The 19588-nt window shown below is 39.7% G+C and carries 25 protein-coding genes; 14 read left to right on the forward strand and 11 right to left on the reverse strand.

Features of this window, described 5'->3' with window-relative positions; all coding sequences use genetic code 11:
* Positions 1-387 precede the first annotated feature (387 nt).
* Positions 388-639, reverse strand: a complete 252-nt coding sequence (locus ACGTNI_RS18595) for a KTSC domain-containing protein (RefSeq protein ID WP_394464083.1) — start codon at positions 637-639, stop codon at positions 388-390.
* A gap of 268 nt (positions 640-907) precedes the next feature.
* Between ACGTNI_RS18595 and ACGTNI_RS18600 the strand changes: the two genes are divergently transcribed.
* The 3 genes from ACGTNI_RS18600 to ACGTNI_RS18610 all read left to right on the forward strand — a co-directional run bounded on the left by ACGTNI_RS18600 (position 908) and on the right by ACGTNI_RS18610 (position 2713).
* On the forward strand, positions 908-1663 hold the full coding sequence (locus tag ACGTNI_RS18600) for a YrrS family protein (protein ID WP_394464084.1): 756 nt from the start codon (positions 908-910) through the stop codon (positions 1661-1663).
* A 46-nt stretch (positions 1664-1709) separates the two neighbouring features.
* Entirely contained in the window at positions 1710-2405 is a 696-nt protein-coding gene (mtnN, locus tag ACGTNI_RS18605; protein WP_394464085.1) for a 5'-methylthioadenosine/S-adenosylhomocysteine nucleosidase, read from the forward strand.
* Between the two features lie 86 nt (positions 2406-2491).
* Complete coding sequence (locus tag ACGTNI_RS18610) at positions 2492-2713, forward strand: YrhC family protein (RefSeq protein WP_394464099.1); 222 nt, start codon at positions 2492-2494, stop codon at positions 2711-2713.
* A gap of 120 nt (positions 2714-2833) precedes the next feature.
* On the opposite strand, the gene ACGTNI_RS18615 is transcribed toward ACGTNI_RS18610, so the two are convergent.
* From ACGTNI_RS18615 to ACGTNI_RS18655, 9 genes are all read right to left on the reverse strand, one after another.
* Positions 2834-2980, reverse strand: a complete 147-nt coding sequence (locus ACGTNI_RS18615) for a hypothetical protein (protein WP_394464086.1) — start codon at positions 2978-2980, stop codon at positions 2834-2836.
* A gap of 49 nt (positions 2981-3029) precedes the next feature.
* Complete coding sequence (sigK, locus tag ACGTNI_RS18620; RefSeq protein ID WP_394464087.1) at positions 3030-3761, reverse strand: RNA polymerase sporulation sigma factor SigK; 732 nt, start codon at positions 3759-3761, stop codon at positions 3030-3032.
* Between the two features lie 147 nt (positions 3762-3908).
* On the reverse strand, positions 3909-4289 hold the full coding sequence (gene mnhG, locus ACGTNI_RS18625; protein WP_085508942.1) for a monovalent cation/H(+) antiporter subunit G: 381 nt from the start codon (positions 4287-4289) through the stop codon (positions 3909-3911).
* Positions 4270-4551: a Na(+)/H(+) antiporter subunit F1 gene (locus ACGTNI_RS18630; protein WP_394464100.1), complete on the reverse strand. Its 282-nt coding sequence runs from the start codon at positions 4549-4551 to the stop codon at positions 4270-4272. The genes mnhG and ACGTNI_RS18630 overlap by 20 nt, the downstream gene beginning before the upstream one ends.
* Before the next feature lie 29 nt (positions 4552-4580).
* The gene (locus tag ACGTNI_RS18635) at positions 4581-5057 is read right to left on the reverse strand and encodes a Na+/H+ antiporter subunit E (protein ID WP_085508941.1); all 477 of its coding nucleotides are present in this window, start codon (positions 5055-5057) and stop codon (positions 4581-4583) included.
* Between the two features lie 5 nt (positions 5058-5062).
* Complete coding sequence (locus tag ACGTNI_RS18640) at positions 5063-6544, reverse strand: Na+/H+ antiporter subunit D (RefSeq protein ID WP_394464088.1); 1482 nt, start codon at positions 6542-6544, stop codon at positions 5063-5065.
* Positions 6537-6875: a Na(+)/H(+) antiporter subunit C gene (locus tag ACGTNI_RS18645; RefSeq protein WP_394464090.1), complete on the reverse strand. Its 339-nt coding sequence runs from the start codon at positions 6873-6875 to the stop codon at positions 6537-6539. The genes ACGTNI_RS18640 and ACGTNI_RS18645 overlap by 8 nt, the downstream gene beginning before the upstream one ends.
* Positions 6875-9211, reverse strand: coding sequence for a Na+/H+ antiporter subunit A (locus ACGTNI_RS18650; protein ID WP_394464091.1), 2337 nt, complete (start codon positions 9209-9211; stop codon positions 6875-6877). The genes ACGTNI_RS18645 and ACGTNI_RS18650 overlap by 1 nt, the downstream gene beginning before the upstream one ends.
* Positions 9212-9442: 231 nt before the next feature.
* Complete coding sequence (locus ACGTNI_RS18655) at positions 9443-9583, reverse strand: sporulation histidine kinase inhibitor Sda (protein WP_085508937.1); 141 nt, start codon at positions 9581-9583, stop codon at positions 9443-9445.
* 350 nt (positions 9584-9933) lie between these two features.
* Between ACGTNI_RS18655 and ACGTNI_RS18660 the strand changes: the two genes are divergently transcribed.
* Genes ACGTNI_RS18660 through ACGTNI_RS18695 form a run of 8 tightly spaced genes read left to right on the forward strand, consistent with a single transcriptional unit; the run spans position 9934 to position 14951 of the window.
* The gene (locus tag ACGTNI_RS18660) at positions 9934-10449 is read left to right on the forward strand and encodes a YqeG family HAD IIIA-type phosphatase (RefSeq protein ID WP_394464092.1); all 516 of its coding nucleotides are present in this window, start codon (positions 9934-9936) and stop codon (positions 10447-10449) included.
* A 7-nt stretch (positions 10450-10456) separates the two neighbouring features.
* Complete coding sequence (gene yqeH, locus ACGTNI_RS18665; protein ID WP_394464101.1) at positions 10457-11557, forward strand: ribosome biogenesis GTPase YqeH; 1101 nt, start codon at positions 10457-10459, stop codon at positions 11555-11557.
* 17 nt (positions 11558-11574) lie between these two features.
* A complete protein-coding gene (gene aroE, locus ACGTNI_RS18670) occupies positions 11575-12408 on the forward strand; it encodes a shikimate dehydrogenase (RefSeq protein ID WP_394464093.1) in 834 nt (277 codons plus the stop codon).
* Between the two features lie 3 nt (positions 12409-12411).
* A complete protein-coding gene (gene yhbY / locus ACGTNI_RS18675; RefSeq protein ID WP_085508934.1) occupies positions 12412-12702 on the forward strand; it encodes a ribosome assembly RNA-binding protein YhbY in 291 nt (96 codons plus the stop codon).
* Between the two features lie 15 nt (positions 12703-12717).
* On the forward strand, positions 12718-13284 hold the full coding sequence (locus ACGTNI_RS18680) for a nicotinate-nucleotide adenylyltransferase (protein ID WP_394464094.1): 567 nt from the start codon (positions 12718-12720) through the stop codon (positions 13282-13284).
* Positions 13274-13852: a bis(5'-nucleosyl)-tetraphosphatase (symmetrical) YqeK gene (gene yqeK / locus ACGTNI_RS18685; RefSeq protein WP_394464095.1), complete on the forward strand. Its 579-nt coding sequence runs from the start codon at positions 13274-13276 to the stop codon at positions 13850-13852. Before ACGTNI_RS18680 ends, yqeK begins: the two co-directional genes overlap by 11 nt.
* 15 nt (positions 13853-13867) lie before the next feature.
* Positions 13868-14215 carry a ribosome silencing factor gene (gene rsfS / locus ACGTNI_RS18690; protein ID WP_085508931.1) on the forward strand — a complete coding sequence of 116 codons (348 nt, stop codon included), beginning with the start codon at positions 13868-13870 and terminating at the stop codon, positions 14213-14215.
* Positions 14196-14951: a class I SAM-dependent DNA methyltransferase gene (locus ACGTNI_RS18695; RefSeq protein WP_394464096.1), complete on the forward strand. Its 756-nt coding sequence runs from the start codon at positions 14196-14198 to the stop codon at positions 14949-14951. Before rsfS ends, ACGTNI_RS18695 begins: the two co-directional genes overlap by 20 nt.
* Positions 14952-15103: 152 nt before the next feature.
* Here the strand turns inward: ACGTNI_RS18695 and comER are convergent, their stop codons facing one another.
* Entirely contained in the window at positions 15104-15916 is an 813-nt protein-coding gene (comER, locus tag ACGTNI_RS18700; protein WP_394464097.1) for a late competence protein ComER, read from the reverse strand.
* Between the two features lie 79 nt (positions 15917-15995).
* Between comER and ACGTNI_RS18705 the strand changes: the two genes are divergently transcribed.
* From ACGTNI_RS18705 to ACGTNI_RS18715, 3 genes are all read left to right on the forward strand, one after another.
* Positions 15996-16571, forward strand: coding sequence for a helix-hairpin-helix domain-containing protein (locus ACGTNI_RS18705; RefSeq protein WP_085508928.1), 576 nt, complete (start codon positions 15996-15998; stop codon positions 16569-16571).
* 130 nt (positions 16572-16701) lie between these two features.
* Positions 16702-17169 (forward strand): ComE operon protein 2, encoded by a 468-nt coding sequence (locus tag ACGTNI_RS18710; protein WP_062446866.1) that lies wholly within the window; start codon positions 16702-16704, stop codon positions 17167-17169.
* Positions 17169-19448, forward strand: a complete 2280-nt coding sequence (locus ACGTNI_RS18715) for a DNA internalization-related competence protein ComEC/Rec2 (RefSeq protein WP_394464098.1) — start codon at positions 17169-17171, stop codon at positions 19446-19448. Before ACGTNI_RS18710 ends, ACGTNI_RS18715 begins: the two co-directional genes overlap by 1 nt.
* The last annotated feature ends 140 nt before the right edge of the window (positions 19449-19588 follow it).

Raw genomic sequence — 19588 nt, forward strand, 5'->3', positions numbered from 1 at the left:
CAGCCAGGAACGGAAGCCATCCAACCAGGCATGGGATAAATTCAACCAAAAAGGGTTCCGATCATCAAAATTCGATGATCGGAACCCTTTTTTACTATTTTCGACTAGTTATGTCCCAGCCTCTTTGTTTTTTACAGGCATTCAATCAAATAACCACTATAAATATTATCAATGATAAAATCGGCCTTTTTAAACATATTGGGTAAACTTCGCTCAAAATTTGAAAAGTATAATGATGATTTAGTTGCCTGGTAAGATTATGACGTTATCTTTAACACGGGGAAGGACAGTTTAATTGAAGGGTCAGAAAGGGGTGTCATGACAAAAATGTCATCATTTTGTCTCATGCGCAGAACAGCGCATTAGCAAGTGAAATTTTAAAAAAGGTTATGGTGTCTGAGCCAATAGTGTAGAAGTACCCCACTCATGCGTATATTTCGGCCAAAGAAATTCCTGCAGAAATGACTCCTTTTCCGTCGAAATAATGAATTGAAAGACGATTTTCTCTTCCACACCTTTAAAATATACAGCTTTTTCGTCAAGAAAAACGATACACAATTGTTTAGTCTGGTTATCATACCCTATTTTTACAAAACTTTGGTTTCCCCAGGTTTCCGGATCAAAGTTGGTGTAGTTCATTGCATCACCTCGTCTCCAAATTTCTAAAATTTCTATTAGTTATGTTTATTAGATATTCATGGTCAACTTCCTTCTTCTCTTCCAAAACTAGTATTAATTCGACAAAAACAGCCATTTTTTTATACTTTCAGAAAGTTTAAGAAAAGAATAAGGCTTTCGCCAAAAGTAGGTGACGACAAGACTGTTTTTTTCTAATAGTATCGTATTTATTGGTTCATCTTACGGAATCTTGTATAATATAACAAGGATAGAAGGAGGGCTATTATTTATGGTAAATAATAATAAATATACACGAAGTTCACGTCGCCAAAAAAAGAATAAAGGAAATCGTGCAATCGTTTGGCTGGCTAGTATAGCCGCTGTCATGGTGGTACTATTGATTGCTTTCTTTATGATAAATCTGAACAATGGTGATCAAACTGCCGAGGAAGAAGGAGAAAAGTCAATAACACTAAAAGAACAATATAAAAAAGAAAATGAAGAAGAAGAGAGTAATGATCAAGAGAATAATGATTCCGAAGCGAAGTCTGAAGATGATCAAGCCAAAAATGAAAGTTCAGATGACAGTGAAAATGAAGAAGAGAATTCGAATGAGAATGATAAAAAAAAGGTAAGTGAAGAAGAGGAGCAAAAAGAAAAAAAGGATAAAGAGGAAGAAGAAAAAGAAGAAAGCAAGGAATCTGAGGAAGAAACAGTAGAAGATAGTAATAAACCTAATGTGGAAAAAGTAATTACAAAAAACTGGTCTCCTGTACCTACTAAACAGGATAACCATACACGAGTTACCTTTAATGAAGGTTCCCAGGATTGGGAGGAGATGACTGCTGCCATTGCTAAAGGAGCAGGACTGTCACAGGACGATATGATTGTTTGGTGGGTGGATGGAAACGGACCGGACGAGGCGATTGGAACAGTAACTAATAAAGATCAGACGAATAATTATCGCGTATATGTATCCTGGATAGATGGCGAAGGATATAAGCCTACCAAAGTAGAAATCCTTCATGAAAACGATAAAAAATAAATGATTGGTCAAATTTAGAACAGGAATGACAGTAGGGGGATTTGTAATGACGGTTGGTATTATCGGAGCAATGGATGAAGAAGTGGAATTATTAAAAAGCAACATAGAGGAACTAAGCGAAGAAGACGTGGCAGGTGTCCACTTTATTAAGGGGAAATTACGAGGCCATCATGTAATTGTGCTTAAATCAGGTATAGGTAAAGTTAACGCGGCTATGGCCACTACTATACTTCAGGAGCGCTACCAGCCTTCACATGTGATTAACACTGGCTCTGCCGGGGGTTTTGCCAAGCAGCTGGAAGTAGGAGATGTTGTTATTTCGTCTCTAGTCACTCATCATGACGTCGATGTAACGGCATTTAAATATGAGTATGGACAAGTACCAGGTATGCCTGCCATGTATCCTGCAGATGAAAATTTAATAAATCAGGCAGAGAATGCAATCAATAAACTTAATGTATCGTCTGCAAAGGGGATTATTGCTACAGGGGATGCATTCATGCAAGAAGCGGATCGTGTTGATTTTGTAAGAGGCAAATTTCCTGAAATGATTGCTGCTGAAATGGAAGCCGCTGCGATTGCTCAAGTATGTTATAAATACGGCACACCATTTGTGGTGATTCGGGCATTATCCGATATCGCCGGTAAAGAATCAAACATTTCATTTGATAAGTTTCTGGGTACAGCCGCTGAGAATGCCGCTAATATCATAATGAATATGTTAGAAGATATACCAGAATAAACGATATCTCACAATAATTACCACCAAAGCTGGGCCATCATCCATGTTACAATGAAAATCATCGGAGGTGGTCATCGGTGAAAACTATGAAACAATTAGAAACTAAAATAGAAGATTATAAACGATTTGTCATAACGTTGATTATACTAAGCAGCTATTTTTTCGTTGGGACCATCATCAGTATGCATGTTTACCAGAATCACTTAGAAGAGATGATGATAACCCTGACACTAATAGGTCTCACGGCTGCCTTTTACTTTACACTTAAACTATCCGATTTCCAAAAGCGAATATCGGAGGAAGAATAAAAGCAGGTGAACGATATGGATCGCTCACCTGCTTTTTTGTGCTTTATAAAATTTACAAGAAAAGACTAAGGCTTTCGCTATAAGCATCTGGCGAAAAGCCTTAGTCTTTTCTAATGCCTGTTATCTATAATGGTGAAAGTAGAGCCAATAACCGCCGCCAATGATCAAGAGTAATAGTAAGAGTACTATTACAACTGCATACCATTGGCCACCAGGATTATAAGCCCCGTACGGATAAGGCGGGTAAGGACCATAAGCATTATACATAGGCCAATCGCCTCCTGAATTAGGTTCTTACCCTATCATATGCCTGTTTTCAATCATTCGTTATAGTGGATGTACCCATTTTTGCTCGCTCATGTTTATAAAATTCATGAAAAATTTTCATTAAAGCTCTTTTTTCGATCCGAGAAACATAACTTCTGGAAATGCCTAATTCTTTAGCGATTTCCCGCTGGGTTTTTTCTTCTTCAGCATTTAAACCATAACGTGCGATCAGTACTTCCTTCTCCCGTTCATCCAGAACAGTAATAAAGTCTTTTATCTTTTCTAATTCCATTCCTAATTGAATTTGCTCTACAACATCTACATGTTCTGCTTTAAGAATATCAATGAGGCTAATTTCATTTCCTTCTTTATCCTGCCCGATTGGATCATGGAGGGACACGTCTTTTTTTGTCTTTTTCAAAGCTCTTAAATGCATAAGTATTTCATTTTCTATACAACGAGCAGCATAAGTAGCTAATTTGGTTCCTTTATTGGGAGAATAACTCTCGATTCCTTTGATCAGACCGATGGTACCAATGGAAATCAAGTCCTCCGTATCTTCTTTGGTATTCTCGAACTTCTTTACAATATGGGCCACAAGCCTTAAATTATGCTCGATCAGTAAATCTCTCGCTGCTGGATCGCCTTCTTGTAATCGTTTTAGTTGTTTGGCTTCTTCTTCTGGAGAAAGTGGATTGGGAAATGCCTGGTTTTTAACATAGGAAACGAATAGGAAAGTTTCCTTGAACAAATAGATAAGGGACCCCAGGATGCTGGACATGCTAACAGACCTCCTCCAGTATTGGGCTTTTAACCTATAAGTTACCTTATGTAACAAATGGAGGAATTGTGTCTGTCCAGATAAAGATATAACAATGAAAATAAATAAAAGCCCTGCCATATCTCGTATGACAGGGCTTCTTTCCAATCAGTTGTCTATTGATTTACGTTTTTCTTTTACAACATCAGCATAATCATCTCTAACACTTTTGTCCCAAAGTTTAACACCGTTATGATAACCCGCTCTGGAAATCATATGCCCGGAGACAGGTGCGGTCATAAAGACAAAAATAGTGCCTAATATCAATTTTCCGCTGATAATCCCATGTTCGATGAATAAAAATAGAAAAGCACCAATCATGATACCGGCAACGCCGAGGGTAGCTCCCTTTGTGACGGCATGAAGCCGGGTATAGACATCCGGAAACCTTAAGATACCTACCGAGCTTGAGAAAATGAAGAAGGTGCCGATCAATAGGGATAGGATGATGAATATATCGATTATTATACTAATCAAAGTCCCGCTCAATGATAACACCCTTTTCTAAGAATTTGGCGATAGCTATGGTCCCGATGAACAACAAAATACCGATCAATAGTACAACGTCATTCAATTGAGTAGTTACCAGCAGTATAGCCATAAGACCCGCTAAAGCCATCAAGTTTATTCCGATGCTGTCGAGCGCAACTGCCCGGTCGGGATTGGTTGGCCCTACGATAGCACGATACATCAACATAATAACAGAAATGGAAATGATGATGATGCACAGGATTGCAACTGCAGGAATCATCGATTGGGTGACGTTATATATCTGCTCCATCATCTGGTCACCTCCATGATTGCTTTTTCGAACGTTTCTTTAATATCATTAATTGATTCAACTACATCCGGGATATCCATCGCGTGAATGTAGATTTTAGAATAGTCTTCGCTTACTGCAATAGAGAGTGTTCCAGGAGTCAGAGAAATCAAGTTCGCTAACATGGTAATTTCCCAATTGCTTTTTAATTCAGTAGGCAATGCAAAAATACCAGGCTGCACATCCAGTTTAGGCTTATAAACCAGTTTTACAATATCTATGTTAGAGAGGATAAGCTCCTTCATAAATAGCAGCAGCAGCTTGATTACTTTTAAGACACGGTTTAAATAAAATGCATCAGGTATAAACCGTCGTAAGACGTAGAGCAGAATTATCCCAATTATATACCCTACAAGAAAAGTGGTGAATGTATAGCTTTCGCTTAAGAACATCCACATTAACGCTATGACAATGTTAATGACAATTTGAAAGTTCATGATCACTACTCCTTCAGCACAGAATCAATATAGAGTTCTGGCGCCATCAGGTACTCAGCTATAGATTGAATTGCAGGGTAGAACCATTCTGCTCCTACACCAAGTGTAACGGACAATGCCAGTAATCCGGCAATCGGCCATACATACCCATCAGCCGCACGTTTGTTAACAGTAATATCTTCGTTTTTCTCTCCCCAGAAGGCTCCAATGAAGATACGGATCATGGAAAAGAGAATGAGCAGGCTGGTCACTAAGGTGACAATAACAATGATAACCTCTTCTTCAGCAAGGCCACCTTGAAGCAGTAATAACTTCCCAATAAAACCGCTGAACGGAGGGATACCGGCCAGTACGAGGGAAGCTAAGAAAAACATCCAGCCGAGAAATGGATAATGATGAATCATCCCACCCATTTTTCTCAAATCTGAAGTGCCGGCCAAATGAGCAAGTGCTCCTACTAAGAGGAAGAGTGCTCCTTTGATAATCATATCATGGACCAGGTAATAAACGGTGCCGCTTATTGCTGTTTCTGTGAAAATACCAATCCCCATCAACATAAATCCAACGGCAGGGATAATATTATAAGCGACAATCAGTTTCACATTATGGGTAGATAAGGCGCCGATTACTCCAAAAATCATGGTCAAACCTGCAAGCCAGAGGAACAAGTTATGAGTCAAACCTGGCTCGTGGGTGAAAATCAATGTAAATACTCTCAAGATAGAGTAGATCCCTACTTTAGTCAGTAACGCTCCAAACAAAGCGGAGACTACTGGGTTCGGGACAGAGTAGGAGTTAGGCAGCCAGTAATACAGTGGAAAGACGGCTGCTTTTGTTGCGAATACAAAGAACAACAGAATAGCAATAGTGGTCAGGATCCCCTGCTGCTCAACTTCTTGTACTCGTTCAGCAATTTGAGCCATGTTAACTGTTCCTACTACCGCATAAATAAAGGCAATTGCTGTTACAAACAGCATGGAAGAAAATAAGTTCAATAAAAGGTATTTGATGGACTCTCTAAGCTGGGCCTTGCCTCCTCCCAACACAATCAATGCATAAGATGCCATCAATAATACTTCAAAAAATACGAAGAGGTTGAATAGATCTCCGGTAAGAAAAGCACCACTGACCCCGGAAATCAGCCAAAAGAAGAAAGCGTAGAAATAGAAGCCTTCTTGCTTGTCAGATAATGATTTCGGTGCGAAAAATGCAGCAGCGACTGCAACCAGGTTGGTAGTTAATACTAATGTTACAGCCAACAGGTCGCCCACAATAATAATTCCAAAGGGTGCCTTCCAGTCACCCATTTCTAAGATAAGGGTGCCATTTTGCTGCACATGGAAAAAGATGTAGATGACGATAGCCAGGTTGAGTATGCTAAGCAATTTCGCTGAGCCTCTGGCTAAGGGTAGTTTTTTTGCTATGAATGCTAACCATATACCAGCTAATAAAGGTATGAGGATTGGTAGTATCGCTAAGTTACTCATAATCGTTGCCCCTTAATTCTTCAATATTATCCGTTCCATTCACTTCAGAGGCCCGGTAGGCTAAAACCACAAGAAAACTGGTTACCCCGAAACTGATCACGATGGAGGTCAGGATTAAAGCCTGTGGCAAAGGATCAGTATATTGTTCGATCCCATCCACAAGAATTGGAGGAGCTCCTCCTTTTAATCCTCCCATTGTCAAAATGAACAAGTGAGCGCCATGAGATATTAGCGCTGTCCCGATTGCAATTCGCAATAATTGTTTTTGAAGGAGGTTATAAACACCTGTGGCAAATAGTAGACCTGCCAATATGGACATGATGATTTCCATTATGCATCCTCCTCCTTATTGCTTCGTAATTTAACCATGCCATAGATGCCGAGTGCCGCAATGCCTAGAACAGCTATTTCGAATAAAGTATCGAGCCCACGCATATCGACAAGGATGACATTGACGATATTATCTCCGCCGCCCAGTTTGTATGAATTTTCAACAAAGTAACTGGAAATAGAATCAAACAATTTACTGCTCTGGGCGGAAATAGCTACAAGGGTCATTAATGCACCAAATCCAATAGAAATAGTGAGATTCAAAGCCTTCGTACTCCAAGCCTGTTTTCTCATTTTCAGCTGCGGAAGATGGTTGAACACCATCAGGAATAAGGCGACAGTGACTGTTTCTACAATCAGCTGGGTTAATGCCAAATCCGGCGCGCGATAGATTACGAACAGGATGGCAAGCCCATATCCAACGACCCCTAAAATGATAATCGCTGCCACTCGGTTATTAGCTAAAATGGTGCCTATGGCTGCAACAGCCATCATAATGGCCACAAGTATTTCAGCAACTGTAATCTCGGCACTATCAGCCATGTTGAATTCAAATCCAGTAGTAACAGCCATAAAACCAAAGGTAATAATTATTATTGCGCCTAATATAAGGCGGAAATACCGTCCTAGCGAACCATTCATATATGTTTTAGTTATACGTTCGGAGTATGTTTCCGCCCGTTTAACAGAACCATCATATACTTTATTCATACTTAAAGGCCCAGGGATAAACCGGTAAATAGCTTCCCACTTCGTCCGAGTCAGCACTAGAATAGTTCCAAAAGCCAGGACTGCAATCGACATAATCAATGGTAGGTTGATCCCATGCCAGAAGTAGATGTGTTTCTCAATTTCTCCTCCATATATTGAAGCGGCTGCATGACTGATAAACGGCTTATTAATTAGTTCAGGGAAAAGACCAATAATGATCACCCCGGCTACTAATACTGCAGGGGATATAAGCATACCGATAGGTGCTTCATGTGGCTTTTTCGGTAATTCAGAAATTTGGGCTTTTCCCCGGAATGTACCGAAGAAAAAGTACATCGAATAGACAAATGTAAAGATGCTACCAAAAACTGCAAGATAAGGCAATGCTTGTTGCATGAAGCCTGCCACGGCATTGCTAGTAGATTCTAAATCCAATGTAGCATCGAAAAACATCTCTTTACTATAAAACCCATTTAAGAATGGAAGCGGGAAACCAGCCATGGAAAACGTCGCTAATAGTGCAAGCGTCGCGGTTATAGGCATGAACGTCATTAATCCGCCAAGCTTTCGAATGTCCCGGGACCCTGTCTCATGATCGACAATCCCTGCAACCATAAACAAGCTTCCTTTAAATGTAGCATGATTCAAAATATGAAATACTGCTGCGAAAATAGCGACCTTCGTGCCAAATCCCAGCATCGCCATAATCATACCCAACTGACTGATTGTTGAGAAAGCAAGAATCCCTTTGAGGTCTGTCTGACGGACTGCCATGTAGGAAGCCCACATTAATGTGATGATTCCAAACCCGCTTACAATGACGAAGAACCATTCGGACTCAGCAAAAATCGGAATATTACGAGCAACCAAATAGATACCTGCTTTAACCATGGTAGCAGAATGGAGGTAGGCACTGACAGGTGTCGGTGCTTCCATCGCGTCTGGCAGCCAGATATGGAAAGGGAATTGGGCAGACTTAGTAAATGCCCCTAACAATAATAACCCCATGATAAGAGGAAAGAATTCATGGTTTAAAATGATGCTCTTTTCTGTAATCATTTGCTGGATGCTCGTGGTATTAGTAATGACAGACATGAAAACAAGAGCACCTAACATACTTAAACCACCAAAGACGGTGATAAGCATAGACTTTAATGCTCCATATCGTGATCCTCTCCGGTGATTCCAATAACCAATCAACAAGAAAGAAGAAAGAGAAGTGAATTCCCAGAAGCTGTATAAAACAAATACGTTGTCAGAAAGCACCACGCCAAGCATAGAACCCATAAAAATAAGGAAATATACATAAAAATTGCCCAGCTGTTCGGACTTATGCAAGTAATAAATGGAATAAAAAGCGACCAGGGTACCTATTCCGCTGATCAATAAGACGAATAATAAACTTAAGCCATCCAAATAGAAATTCATATTCATATCCAAGGACGGAATCCAGGAATAACTTCTTGCTTCCGGCTGGAACCCTGTACCAAGGAATTGTATGAAGTAGATGAATATAACTAGAGGGACTAGCGTAACAAAAATCCCTGTATGTATCCTGTCTTTCCATTTAGCTAAGAATGGGATGAAGATGGATGCTAGAAATGGTAGTAATACTGCAAACAACATCAAGCTGTTCCTCCTCTGAATAATATAAAGAAAGTCTCCTGCAGACTGTTCATAACAAACATAGTCACTCAATTGTAATCAAAAAATACTCGATTATTCAACTAAATGTAACTAATTCTTATTCTTTTGTTAGTGTGTCCTAAAATGTTATTAAATAAGAAGAAACGCGGTATATATGTAAAAAATAAAAAACGCACTTTACATGGAAAAGTGCGTTAGGCGTTAACTGTATTAACTTGTTTTTTTTATGGAAGGTTGTATGGATCTTTTATGTAATTCTTCTTCAATCAGTTGAATGAATTCTTCGCTTAAATTTAATTCCAAGGCTTTTTGATAGGATTCGATTAACAATTTGTCTGTTAAATGTTCCATAAACCGCCACAGAAGCTGTGACGTTCACCTCCAATCAGGTGTTTTCTTTCTCCAAACCGTTCATTTATCAATTGTGTATCCCAACTTTACCATGAAAATTACCCCCATACAACAGAGCAGTTATCTACATGCTGGTGTAGATAACTTGTGCATAAATCAGTATTTTTTGTTGGATATGTTGTCAAAGTTATGTGGAAAATGTGCACAAACTTATCCACAAGTAAAAATATAGCGTAATTTGTCGAACGATTTTTGTGATAATACGATTTACTTTGAAACATGCGTTGAATTTGTATATGATGGTTAAGGAGTAAAGAGGCACGGGTAAATAGTGAATGAGGTGACAAAGATTGCTCAATAAATTTTTACCGAACGAACATGTTGACAATGTATTTGATATCAGACCAGAAGAACTGAAAGCTAAAGGAATAAAAGGGATCATTACGGATCTGGATAATACACTGGTGGCTTGGGACGTCAAAGAAGCTACACCAGAGATAGTCCAGTGGTTCAAGGTAATGAATGAACATGGAATCAAGGTTACGATAACTTCTAATAATAAGCAGGAACGCGTGCGAGTGTTTTCTCAACCGCTCGATACAAGTTTCATTTATAGTGCAAGAAAGCCTTTATCCTATGCTTTTAAAAAGGCTCAAAAGCAAATGGAATTGAAGAGAGATGAAATAGTGGTTGTGGGAGACCAGCTGCTTACAGATGTACTTGGGGGTAATTTTGCAGGTTTCCATACCATATTAGTAGTTCCAATCGTGGAAACAGACGGTTTTTTCACGCGTTTCAATCGAAAAATTGAACGAAGAATCCTGAAGTGGATGAGAAGAAAAGGTAAAATTACATGGGAGGAATAAAAAAGTGATGACTTCAATAGTTTGCCAGGGGTGTGGCGTAACCATTCAAACAGAAAATCCTGATGCACCTGGTTTTGCTCCCAGCTCGGCATTAGAACGTGAAGATATCATTTGTAAACGATGTTTCAGGCTGAAAAATTATAATGAAGTTCAGGATGTTCCTTATCAGGATGATGATTTTCTTGAAATGCTGCATCAGATTTCTGAGACTGACAGCCTGATCGTTAATTTAATTGATATCTTTGATTTTAATGGAAGCTTTATTCCTGGTCTTGCGCGATTGACAGGAAATAATCCTATCATATTGGCTGGAAATAAAATGGATGTTCTTCCGAAGTCAGTAAATCCCAATAAAGTAAAAGATTGGCTGCGGAAGTCTGCTAAGGACATGGGGATGAAAGTGGAAGATGTATTTTTAATATCTGCTGCCAAAGGTCATGGAATAGAAGAATTATCAGCAGCTATCGAGGAAATAAGGAAGGACAGAGATGTCTATGTTGTTGGTACGACTAATGTTGGTAAATCTACCTTTATCAATCGGTTGATCAATCGTACCAGTGGAGTGAAAGACGCAATTACCACTTCTTACTTCCCTGGCACAACCCTTGGGTTTATCGATATTCCTTTAGATGAAAATTCTTCCCTATTTGATACACCTGGAGTTATCCACAGGCATCAGATTGCACATTATGTCTCAGACAGTGATTTGAAGTTAATCACACCAAAAAAAGAGATAAAGCCGATGGTTTTCCAGCTTAATGCAAAACAGACCCTATTTCTCGGTGGCTTAGTCCGGCTTGATTTTGAGGAAGGAGATAGAAGCTCGTTCATATGTTATGTCTCTAATGATTTGCCGATTCACCGGACCAAATTAGATAAAGCGGATGATTTGTATAGAAATCATTTAGGAGAGTTGCTATCACCTCCAGATAAGATTACTATGAAGCAATTGCCGGAAATGAAGCCGACATCTTTTCGTATTAGCGAAAATAAAACAGACATCGTCGTTTCTGGACTTGGCTGGGTAACTGTTCCAGAAGGACCAGTTTCGGTAACCGTCCATGCTCCAGAAGGAGTAAAAGTTTCGTTGAGAGAATCATTAATATAGTCAGGGGGCGTGAGAGGATGAAGTTAGGTTTAATAGGGAATCCGATCAAGCATTCCTTATCACCATGGATCCATACTCGTTTGCTGAACCAGGCAAACATAGCCGGGTCATATGAATTGTATGAAATGGAACCGGGAAGTTTTAAAGAGCAGGTAAGCTTTTTAAGAAAAGAAGCACTGGATGGCTTCAATGTCACTGTGCCTTTTAAACAAAAAATTATGACAGAATTAGATGACATTGACGAACAAGCAAAATTGCTCGGAGCAGTAAATACAGTTAAAAACCTCGATGGTAAATGGATAGGTTATAATACCGATGGAAAAGGTTTTCTTCATTCTTTACGAGCCAAATACCCTGAGCTTTTTGATAAGAATATCAAAGCGCTGATCATTGGTGCAGGCGGGGCTGCCAAGGGAATTTATCATACGCTTAAGAATGAGACAACTAGCCATATTGATATAGCAAACCGCACCTCCGAACGTGCTAGAGAGATGATGGAGGCTGGAGCTGAGAGTGGGAACGGGGATATCCTTACACTCCAGGAAGCGGAAAGTAGAATCGCTTCCTATGATTTAATCATCCAGACTACTACGGTTGGTATGAAACCAAATTTAGAACAGCAGATTATTTCTTTGAAAAATTTAAGCGAAGATACAATAGTCAGTGATATCGTATACCAGCCTCTTATGACTTCATTTTTAAAAGAAGCACAAGCTAAAGGTGCAAGGATACATCAAGGCCATGAAATGCTTTTATATCAAGCGGTATATGCTTTTGAAATCTGGACAGGAATCTCAGTGGAAGAAAGCCGGCTTCTCGGGGAGCTGGAAGAACAATTGAAAGGAGCATAACCAATGCTTACAGGAAAACAAAAACGATATTTACGCTCACAAGCACATCATCTGAATCCTATTTTTCAAGTAGGGAAAACCGGAGTAAATGAAAACATGATTGCTCAAATTGATGATGCTCTTGAAAAGAGAGAATTGATAAAAGTAAGTGTTCTCCAAAATTGCATGGAGGATAAGAATGTAGTGGCAGAAGAGCTTGTGGAAGGAACCGGAGCTGAATTAGTCCAAATAATCGGTAATACCATCGTATTGTATAAAGAATCAGAGGAAAACAAAGAAATTGTTCTTCCTTGATAAGGGGAGATGGTAATGAAACGTGTTGGAGTCCTGGGTGGTACCTTTGATCCACCGCATATCGGTCACCTTATCATAGCGGAAGAAGTATATCATCAGCTTGATTTAGATGAAGTGTGGTTTTTGCCTTCCAATCATCCACCACATAAGTCAGGTGCTACGGCAGATAATCAAAACCGCTTGGAAATGGTAAAGGCTGCAATAGCTGATAACCCTCATTTTTCCGTGAGTGATATAGAATTACAGAGAGATGGTAAATCCTATACCTATGATACGATTAAACAATTGAAGAAGCAGAATCCTGATATTGAATTTTACTTTATCATCGGGGGAGATATGGTTGAGTATCTGCCTAAATGGTATGAAATCAAAAAACTGATGGAAATGACGCAATTCGTTGGAGTAAAACGAAGCGGTTATCAATTAAAAAGTCCTTACCCTGTAGAAGAAGTGGAGATGCCAATAATAGAAGTATCATCCACGATGATCAGAAGGCGTTTAAAGCAGGGACGGGAAATCCGTTATTTAACCGCAGATGGCGTAATTGATTATATAAAGGAGCATCATCTATATGAAGCTTGACCGTGATAGGGCAGTAGAACTTGTCAGAGCAAGCTTAAAACAAGAGCGCTATGAACATACGCTGCGCGTAACCGATACAGCATTGGAGCTTGCTGCTTCGTATGGAGCAGACCAAGAGAAAACAGAACTCGCAGCTATTTTGCATGATTACGCAAAATATAGAGATAAGGACGAAATGCGGCGCTGGATTAAAACAGATTCAAGACTACCTAAGGACCTCCTGGGCTATCACCATGAATTATGGCACGGGCCTGTGGGGGCAGCGCTGCTTAATAAGGAAGCTGGCCTTGAAGATGGAGAGGTTGCTGCTGCAATTGCATGCCATACCACTGGTAAAGCGAATATGAACACGCTGGAGAAAGTGATTTTCTTAGCAGATTACATCGAGCCAGGCCGTAAGTTTCCCGGTGTAGAAGAGGTAAGGAAGACAGCGAAAGAGGATCTGGATAAAGCTTGCCTGCAGGCCGCACAAAATACGATCTTTTTCTTAATGTCCAAAGGGCAGAAGGTTTACCCGGATACCTTGCATAACTACAATGATTTATTACAATTAATTAAACAAAAATAAAATGGAGGCTTGGATATGGATAGTAAAGAAATGATGAAACTTGCTGCCACGGCTTGCGATGATAAAAGAGCCGAGGATATCGTAGTTTTGGATATGTCCGAAGTATCGTTAATTGCCGATTATTTTTTGATTTGTGAAGGTTCCAATGAACGGCAGGTACAGGCAATCGCGAGGGAAGTAAAGGAGAAGGCTGAAGAAAGCGGCTTGTCTGTGACGCGTATGGAAGGTTTTGAACAAGCCCGCTGGATTCTTGTTGACTTAAATGGAGTGATTTGTCATATCTTTCATAAAGATGAGCGGAACTATTATAATTTAGAGCGGCTATGGGGAGATGCTCCTACCGTTGCGATCGAAAGTGTCTGATCGTATGACTTATGGGGAAATGGCAGCGGTGTACGACATGCTGATGAAAGATGTTCCCTATGAGGAATGGGTGTCCTTTACTATGAATTACTCCGCTGGCCATAAGATATTGGATATGGGCTGCGGTACAGGAGAGATTGCTATTCGGCTTGCTGACAAAGGATATCAAATTACTGGTGTAGACTTTTCTGAGGATATGTTGGCAATAGCCCATGACAAAGCACGGGCCTCAGCCGATATTCAATGGCTGAAACAGGATATACGCCAGTTAGAGGGGTTAGAAAACTTTGATACGGTGGTCAGTTTTTTTGATGTCCTTAATTATATAACCTCTCTGAAAGAGCTGCGAGCAGTTTTGCAGCAAACTCATTCTGTACTTAAGCCTGGTGGCACTTTTCTTTTTGATGTACACTCCCTTAATCATTTAACAGAACATATGTCAGGACAGACATTTGCTGAAGTGTATGATGATCTCACCTATGTATGGTTTTGTGAACCTGGGGAAAAACCAGATACATTTATTCATGACCTGACATTTTTTGTGCGAAATTCTCGTGGAGAATACTCCCGTTTCGATGAATTCCATATGCAGCGTGGTTACTCGATAGAAGTGTTAAAAGAAGAACTGCATGAGGCGGGGTTTAAAATTAAAGAGATAGCAGCTGATTTGGAGCGGAAGCCAGTACTTCATGATACGGATGGGGATCGTATATTTTTTATTTGCACACGAAAATAAATCACAGGAGCATATCCATGCCTCCTGTGATTTTTGATTACTTGGAAAGGTTTTAAAACTAAAGCTTTCACCATAAGTATTGGGCGACAAGCCAAGTTTTTCTGATTTAATTGTATTCTTTTTATTAAAGTTCATGTAAAATATAGAAAGAATCATGGCTCCCTTAATCTTTTTTTATCTTCTTTATGCTTTTTTTGCGTGGCTTGAAACATCTTCTCAAATAACTCTCCAATATGCTGCTCCAGCATGATTAATCCTTCTCCAGTGACCCCGCCTTTTACACTTACTTTTTCTCTCAAAGTATTCAACGTATAGTGATTTTTTTCCAGTAACTTCCCGTATCCAATTAACATCTCTGTAGTAAGTTCCGTTGCCGTTTCTTCTGGAAGATCCGCTACTTCTTCCGCTGCTTTGATCCATCGTTCCATTAGAAAACTTATAAAAGCAGGACCGCACGAAACTATATCCGAACAGACTCGGATATAGTCTTCCTCGATTTCTATAGGTCTGGATATGAATTTAAACGTTTGCTTCAATAGCGCTTTAAATTCTGGTCTCACAGATTCACTGAAACTGAACAAAGTTGCCCCTGAAAAAGCACGATTGGTAATAGAAGGTACAATTCTTGCTACCTGGCATGGCAGCGCTTTTTCTAACTCTTCGATTCCGACCGGACTCGTTATGGAGACAACGCATTGCTCTTTCCTGACGTAGCCCTTTATATCCTTAAATAGTGCTTTCATGTCATGTGGCTTAACACAAAGCAGGATAATATCTGCCTGGTCGATTAATTCTGCCAACTCTTTTTTTATGACCAGATCAGGATGCCTTTGTTTAAGTTCATAAGCTTTGGTCAATGTGCGGTTCGTTACTATCATTTCCTCTGCATCTATCGAGCCGCTTTCAATAAGGGATTCGATAACAATACTTCCCATATTTCCAGTCCCTATCACTCCCCAAATCATGGAATACCTCCTTTGAGTTAGCTTATGTTTTATCTATATGAACTTTGCCCGGATTATAGGAAAGGATGTGTTTGATTATATGTATTGGATTAAGAAATATGCCTGGGTCGTCTTAATCGCAGGAATTGTTTTATGGTTTATGCTTGGAAACAGTCAAGGAAATGAAAATAAAACAGAAGGCTTCATAGACATTGATGAGACTAAAGCAACTATGACAGTTGAGAAGACTGGAATTGAAGGGAAACTCATGGTGGATATCAAAGGAGAAGTTGCAAAACCAGGTATATATGAATTGGAAGAAGGCAGTCGTGTACATGATGCAGTAACGGCGGCGGGAGGGATGACACCAGAAGCTGACCCTGCTTCTGTTAACTTGGCCCAGCGCGTGAGTGACGAAATGATGATTATCGTCAATGGCATGGTAAGTGATGTTTCCGAAGGAGCGCAGGGTGCTGAAAATAGTAAAATTCGAATTAATTATGCAGATATCACAGAAATTCAAACTTTAGACGGGATAGGTGAATCGAAAGCGAAGGCAATCGTCCAGCATAGAGAGGATAATGGTCTATTTCAGACAGTGGAGGATTTATTGGAAGTGAGTGGGATAGGTGAAAAGACATTAGATAATATTAAAGACTCTATACAAATTCCGTAGTACATTGACGGAGAAAACACAGAAATGTAAAATTATTTTAAACCATTGCTCTGTAGGTGAAAGTAATGGAACACGATATCAAGAGCTCACTTAGTAGCGCATAATAACAATAAAAGGGGACCTTTACATAATGGAACGTATTTCCTGGGATCAATATTTCATGGCTCAAAGTCACTTGTTGAAAATGAGAAGCACGTGTGAGCGTTTAGCGGTAGGCGCAACAATTGTCAGAGACAAACGAATGATAGCCGGTGGTTATAATGGCAGCGTATCGGGTGGGGTACATTGTGTCGATGAAGGATGCTATGTTATAGACGGCCATTGTGTTCGTACCATACACGCTGAAATGAACGCTTTATTGCAGTGTGCCAAATTTGGGGTCGCTACAGAAGGTGCTGAAATATACGTCACCCATTTTCCTTGCCTTCATTGTTGTAAAGCGATTATCCAGGCTGGTATTAAAGCAGTATATTACCATGCTGATTATAGAAACCACCCTTATGCAATCGAGTTGTTCCAGGACGCGGGTGTAAGAACAGAGAAAGTAGAACTGAAAGAGTGGCCGCTTGATCCGTTGGCGGATAAAAAAGAAGTATAATGCGGGGGTATTGGCACCTTTTTGCAGGTGCCTTTCTGCTGGGAGGACTGACTTTTTCTCATCAGAGAGACACTTCTATCATCTATTTGGTCCTTTTGTTAGGGTGGCTGTTTTATATTTTTCCAAGAAAGCGGCTAATCGTCCTTATGGTTGCAGCATTTGTAACCGGAGGCTTATTTACCTCAACTGATTATACAAATTCCCCTGCAATAGCTGATACCACTCTTCATGGAAAATTAGTCAGCACACCCAAAGTGACAGACAATAAAATTGAAGTTATCATGAAAGTACAAGACACCAGCCAAAAAATATTACTAACTGCTTTTAAAGAACATAATTCTTCTTCCACGCCTCCTTCCTTCGCAGAAAACTGGAAATATGGAGCAGTCTGCCAAATAAATGCCCCAACCTCTTTTCCGCCCGCCGCTACCAATCCTGGAGAATTTGATTACCGTACTTATTTACTCCAGCAAGGAATTATTTCACAAATAATTATTACGGATAAAACTGAAATAGATTGTATAGGGCACTCATGGGTTGCACTTTTGGATGCGCAGCGGTATAAGCTGCTGAGTCAGTATGAAACCAAGCTTTCTCCGGAGATATCTCCCTGGTTGAAGGCTTTGATATTTGGGGAGACAAGTGATCTTGAGAAAACAACTATTCAACTATTTCAAAGGTGGAATCTTTCTCATCTACTGGCAATTTCAGGACTTCATGTCGGTCTGATCATCGGCTTCATTCTTTATGTATTAACACGGTCTGGAATTATTACTACAGAAAAAAGTTACTGGCTGCTTTTCACTTTACTTCCTCTCTATGCTTTTTTTGCTGGTGGTGCGCCTTCTGTACTGAGGGCTGTTGCTATGGCAATGCTTGGAATGCTTGTGATAAAATTTTCAGCCAAGGTTACTGTTACGGACATTCTCAGCATTCTACTATTATGCTTTCTTCTTATAAACCCCTCTTACTTACACCAGCTAGGCTTTCAATTTTCCTTTCTAGTCACCTTTTCATTGTTATTTTCACTTAAGTGGTTTAAAAGCACATCTTCCAACTTGGTGTTATTAATGCAAATAAGCTTATTAAGTCAATTGATACTTCTCCCTATTCAACTCGTTCATTTTTTTCAGTTTAATCCTTTGTCCGTATTTGCCAACCTGATATATGTCCCTTATTTTACTATTATTGTTATTCCGATGATGCTGTTTTTGAGCATCCTTACCATCTTTTTACCGGCTGTTGCTGTCAGTATTTCGGAGCCTTTCCTATATTTACATCATTTCTCACTGGAAGGGCTTCGCTATATGGACTCTCATTTATATTACCCGTGGATTGCAGGAAGAATCACTCCTTTATACAGTCTGGTGTACTATATTTTCCTTGTCCTGATGTTAGCGAGTCTGCAAGTGGGAAACAGGAGAAGAGCCTTCTTATCAGCTGTCGTGGCTGTGTTTGTATTGGTGTTTTTTTCGATAAAGCCCTATATGAGTAAAGAAGGGACCGTGAGTATGCTGGATGTTGGGCAAGGGGATAGTTTTGTCATAGAGCTTCCTTACCGTAAAGGTGTTTTCATCATTGACGCAGCAGGCACTTCTCACTTTTCGGCAAATCAGGAAAGAATAGCTGACAATATAATAATCCCTTTCCTCCACTCAAAAGGGATCAGCAAAGTGGATGCAGTGTTTTTAAGCCATGAAGATTCGGATCATATCGGAAGTATTCCGTTTTTATTCGATGACCTCCAAATAGATAAACTTTTAGTCAGTCCTTATTTTCAGTTTCCAGACGCCATGCAAAAACAAGTATTGGAGCACAATATTCCGGTCATACGTCTGAAAAGAAACGAGGTTATTTCCTTAAGTGGGCAGGTCTTTAAAGTATTGAACCCTGGAGGAAATTATAACGATGCGAATGATAATTCGTTGGTACTTTTTACAACATTTGGAGGGTGGGATTGGTTGTTTGCAGGAGATATATCTGACAAAGTGGAAGGGGATTTAATGAAGGTTTTTCCGGATTTAAGGGCTGATGTCCTAAAGGCTTCCCATCACGGTAGTAAAACGTCTAGTTCGGAGTCCTTCCTTGTTACCTTGAAAGGAAAGGTAGTACTGATATCAGCAGGCAGAAACAATCGATATGGGCATCCTCATGAAGAAGTATTGGAAAGAATGGAGACATTAGGATTGACCACATTAAGGACAGATATACATGGAGCAGTACAATTCGTATTTGAGGAATCAAAAGGGAATTTTTATATCTTTAATGAAGACCAATAAAAATATAAAGCATAAAAAGAGGCTGGGACAAAACCCAGTAAATTAAACGGAAAGTGGTCGGCATCAAAATGATGCCGACCACTTTTTTATGGTTTTCTTTTATTTTCAATAAAGAAAATAAGGACAACCTCTGATAAAAT

The sequence above is a fragment of the Thalassobacillus sp. B23F22_16 genome (assembly GCF_043496955.1).
Classification (GTDB): domain Bacteria; phylum Bacillota; class Bacilli; order Bacillales; family Halobacillaceae; genus Thalassobacillus; species Thalassobacillus devorans_A.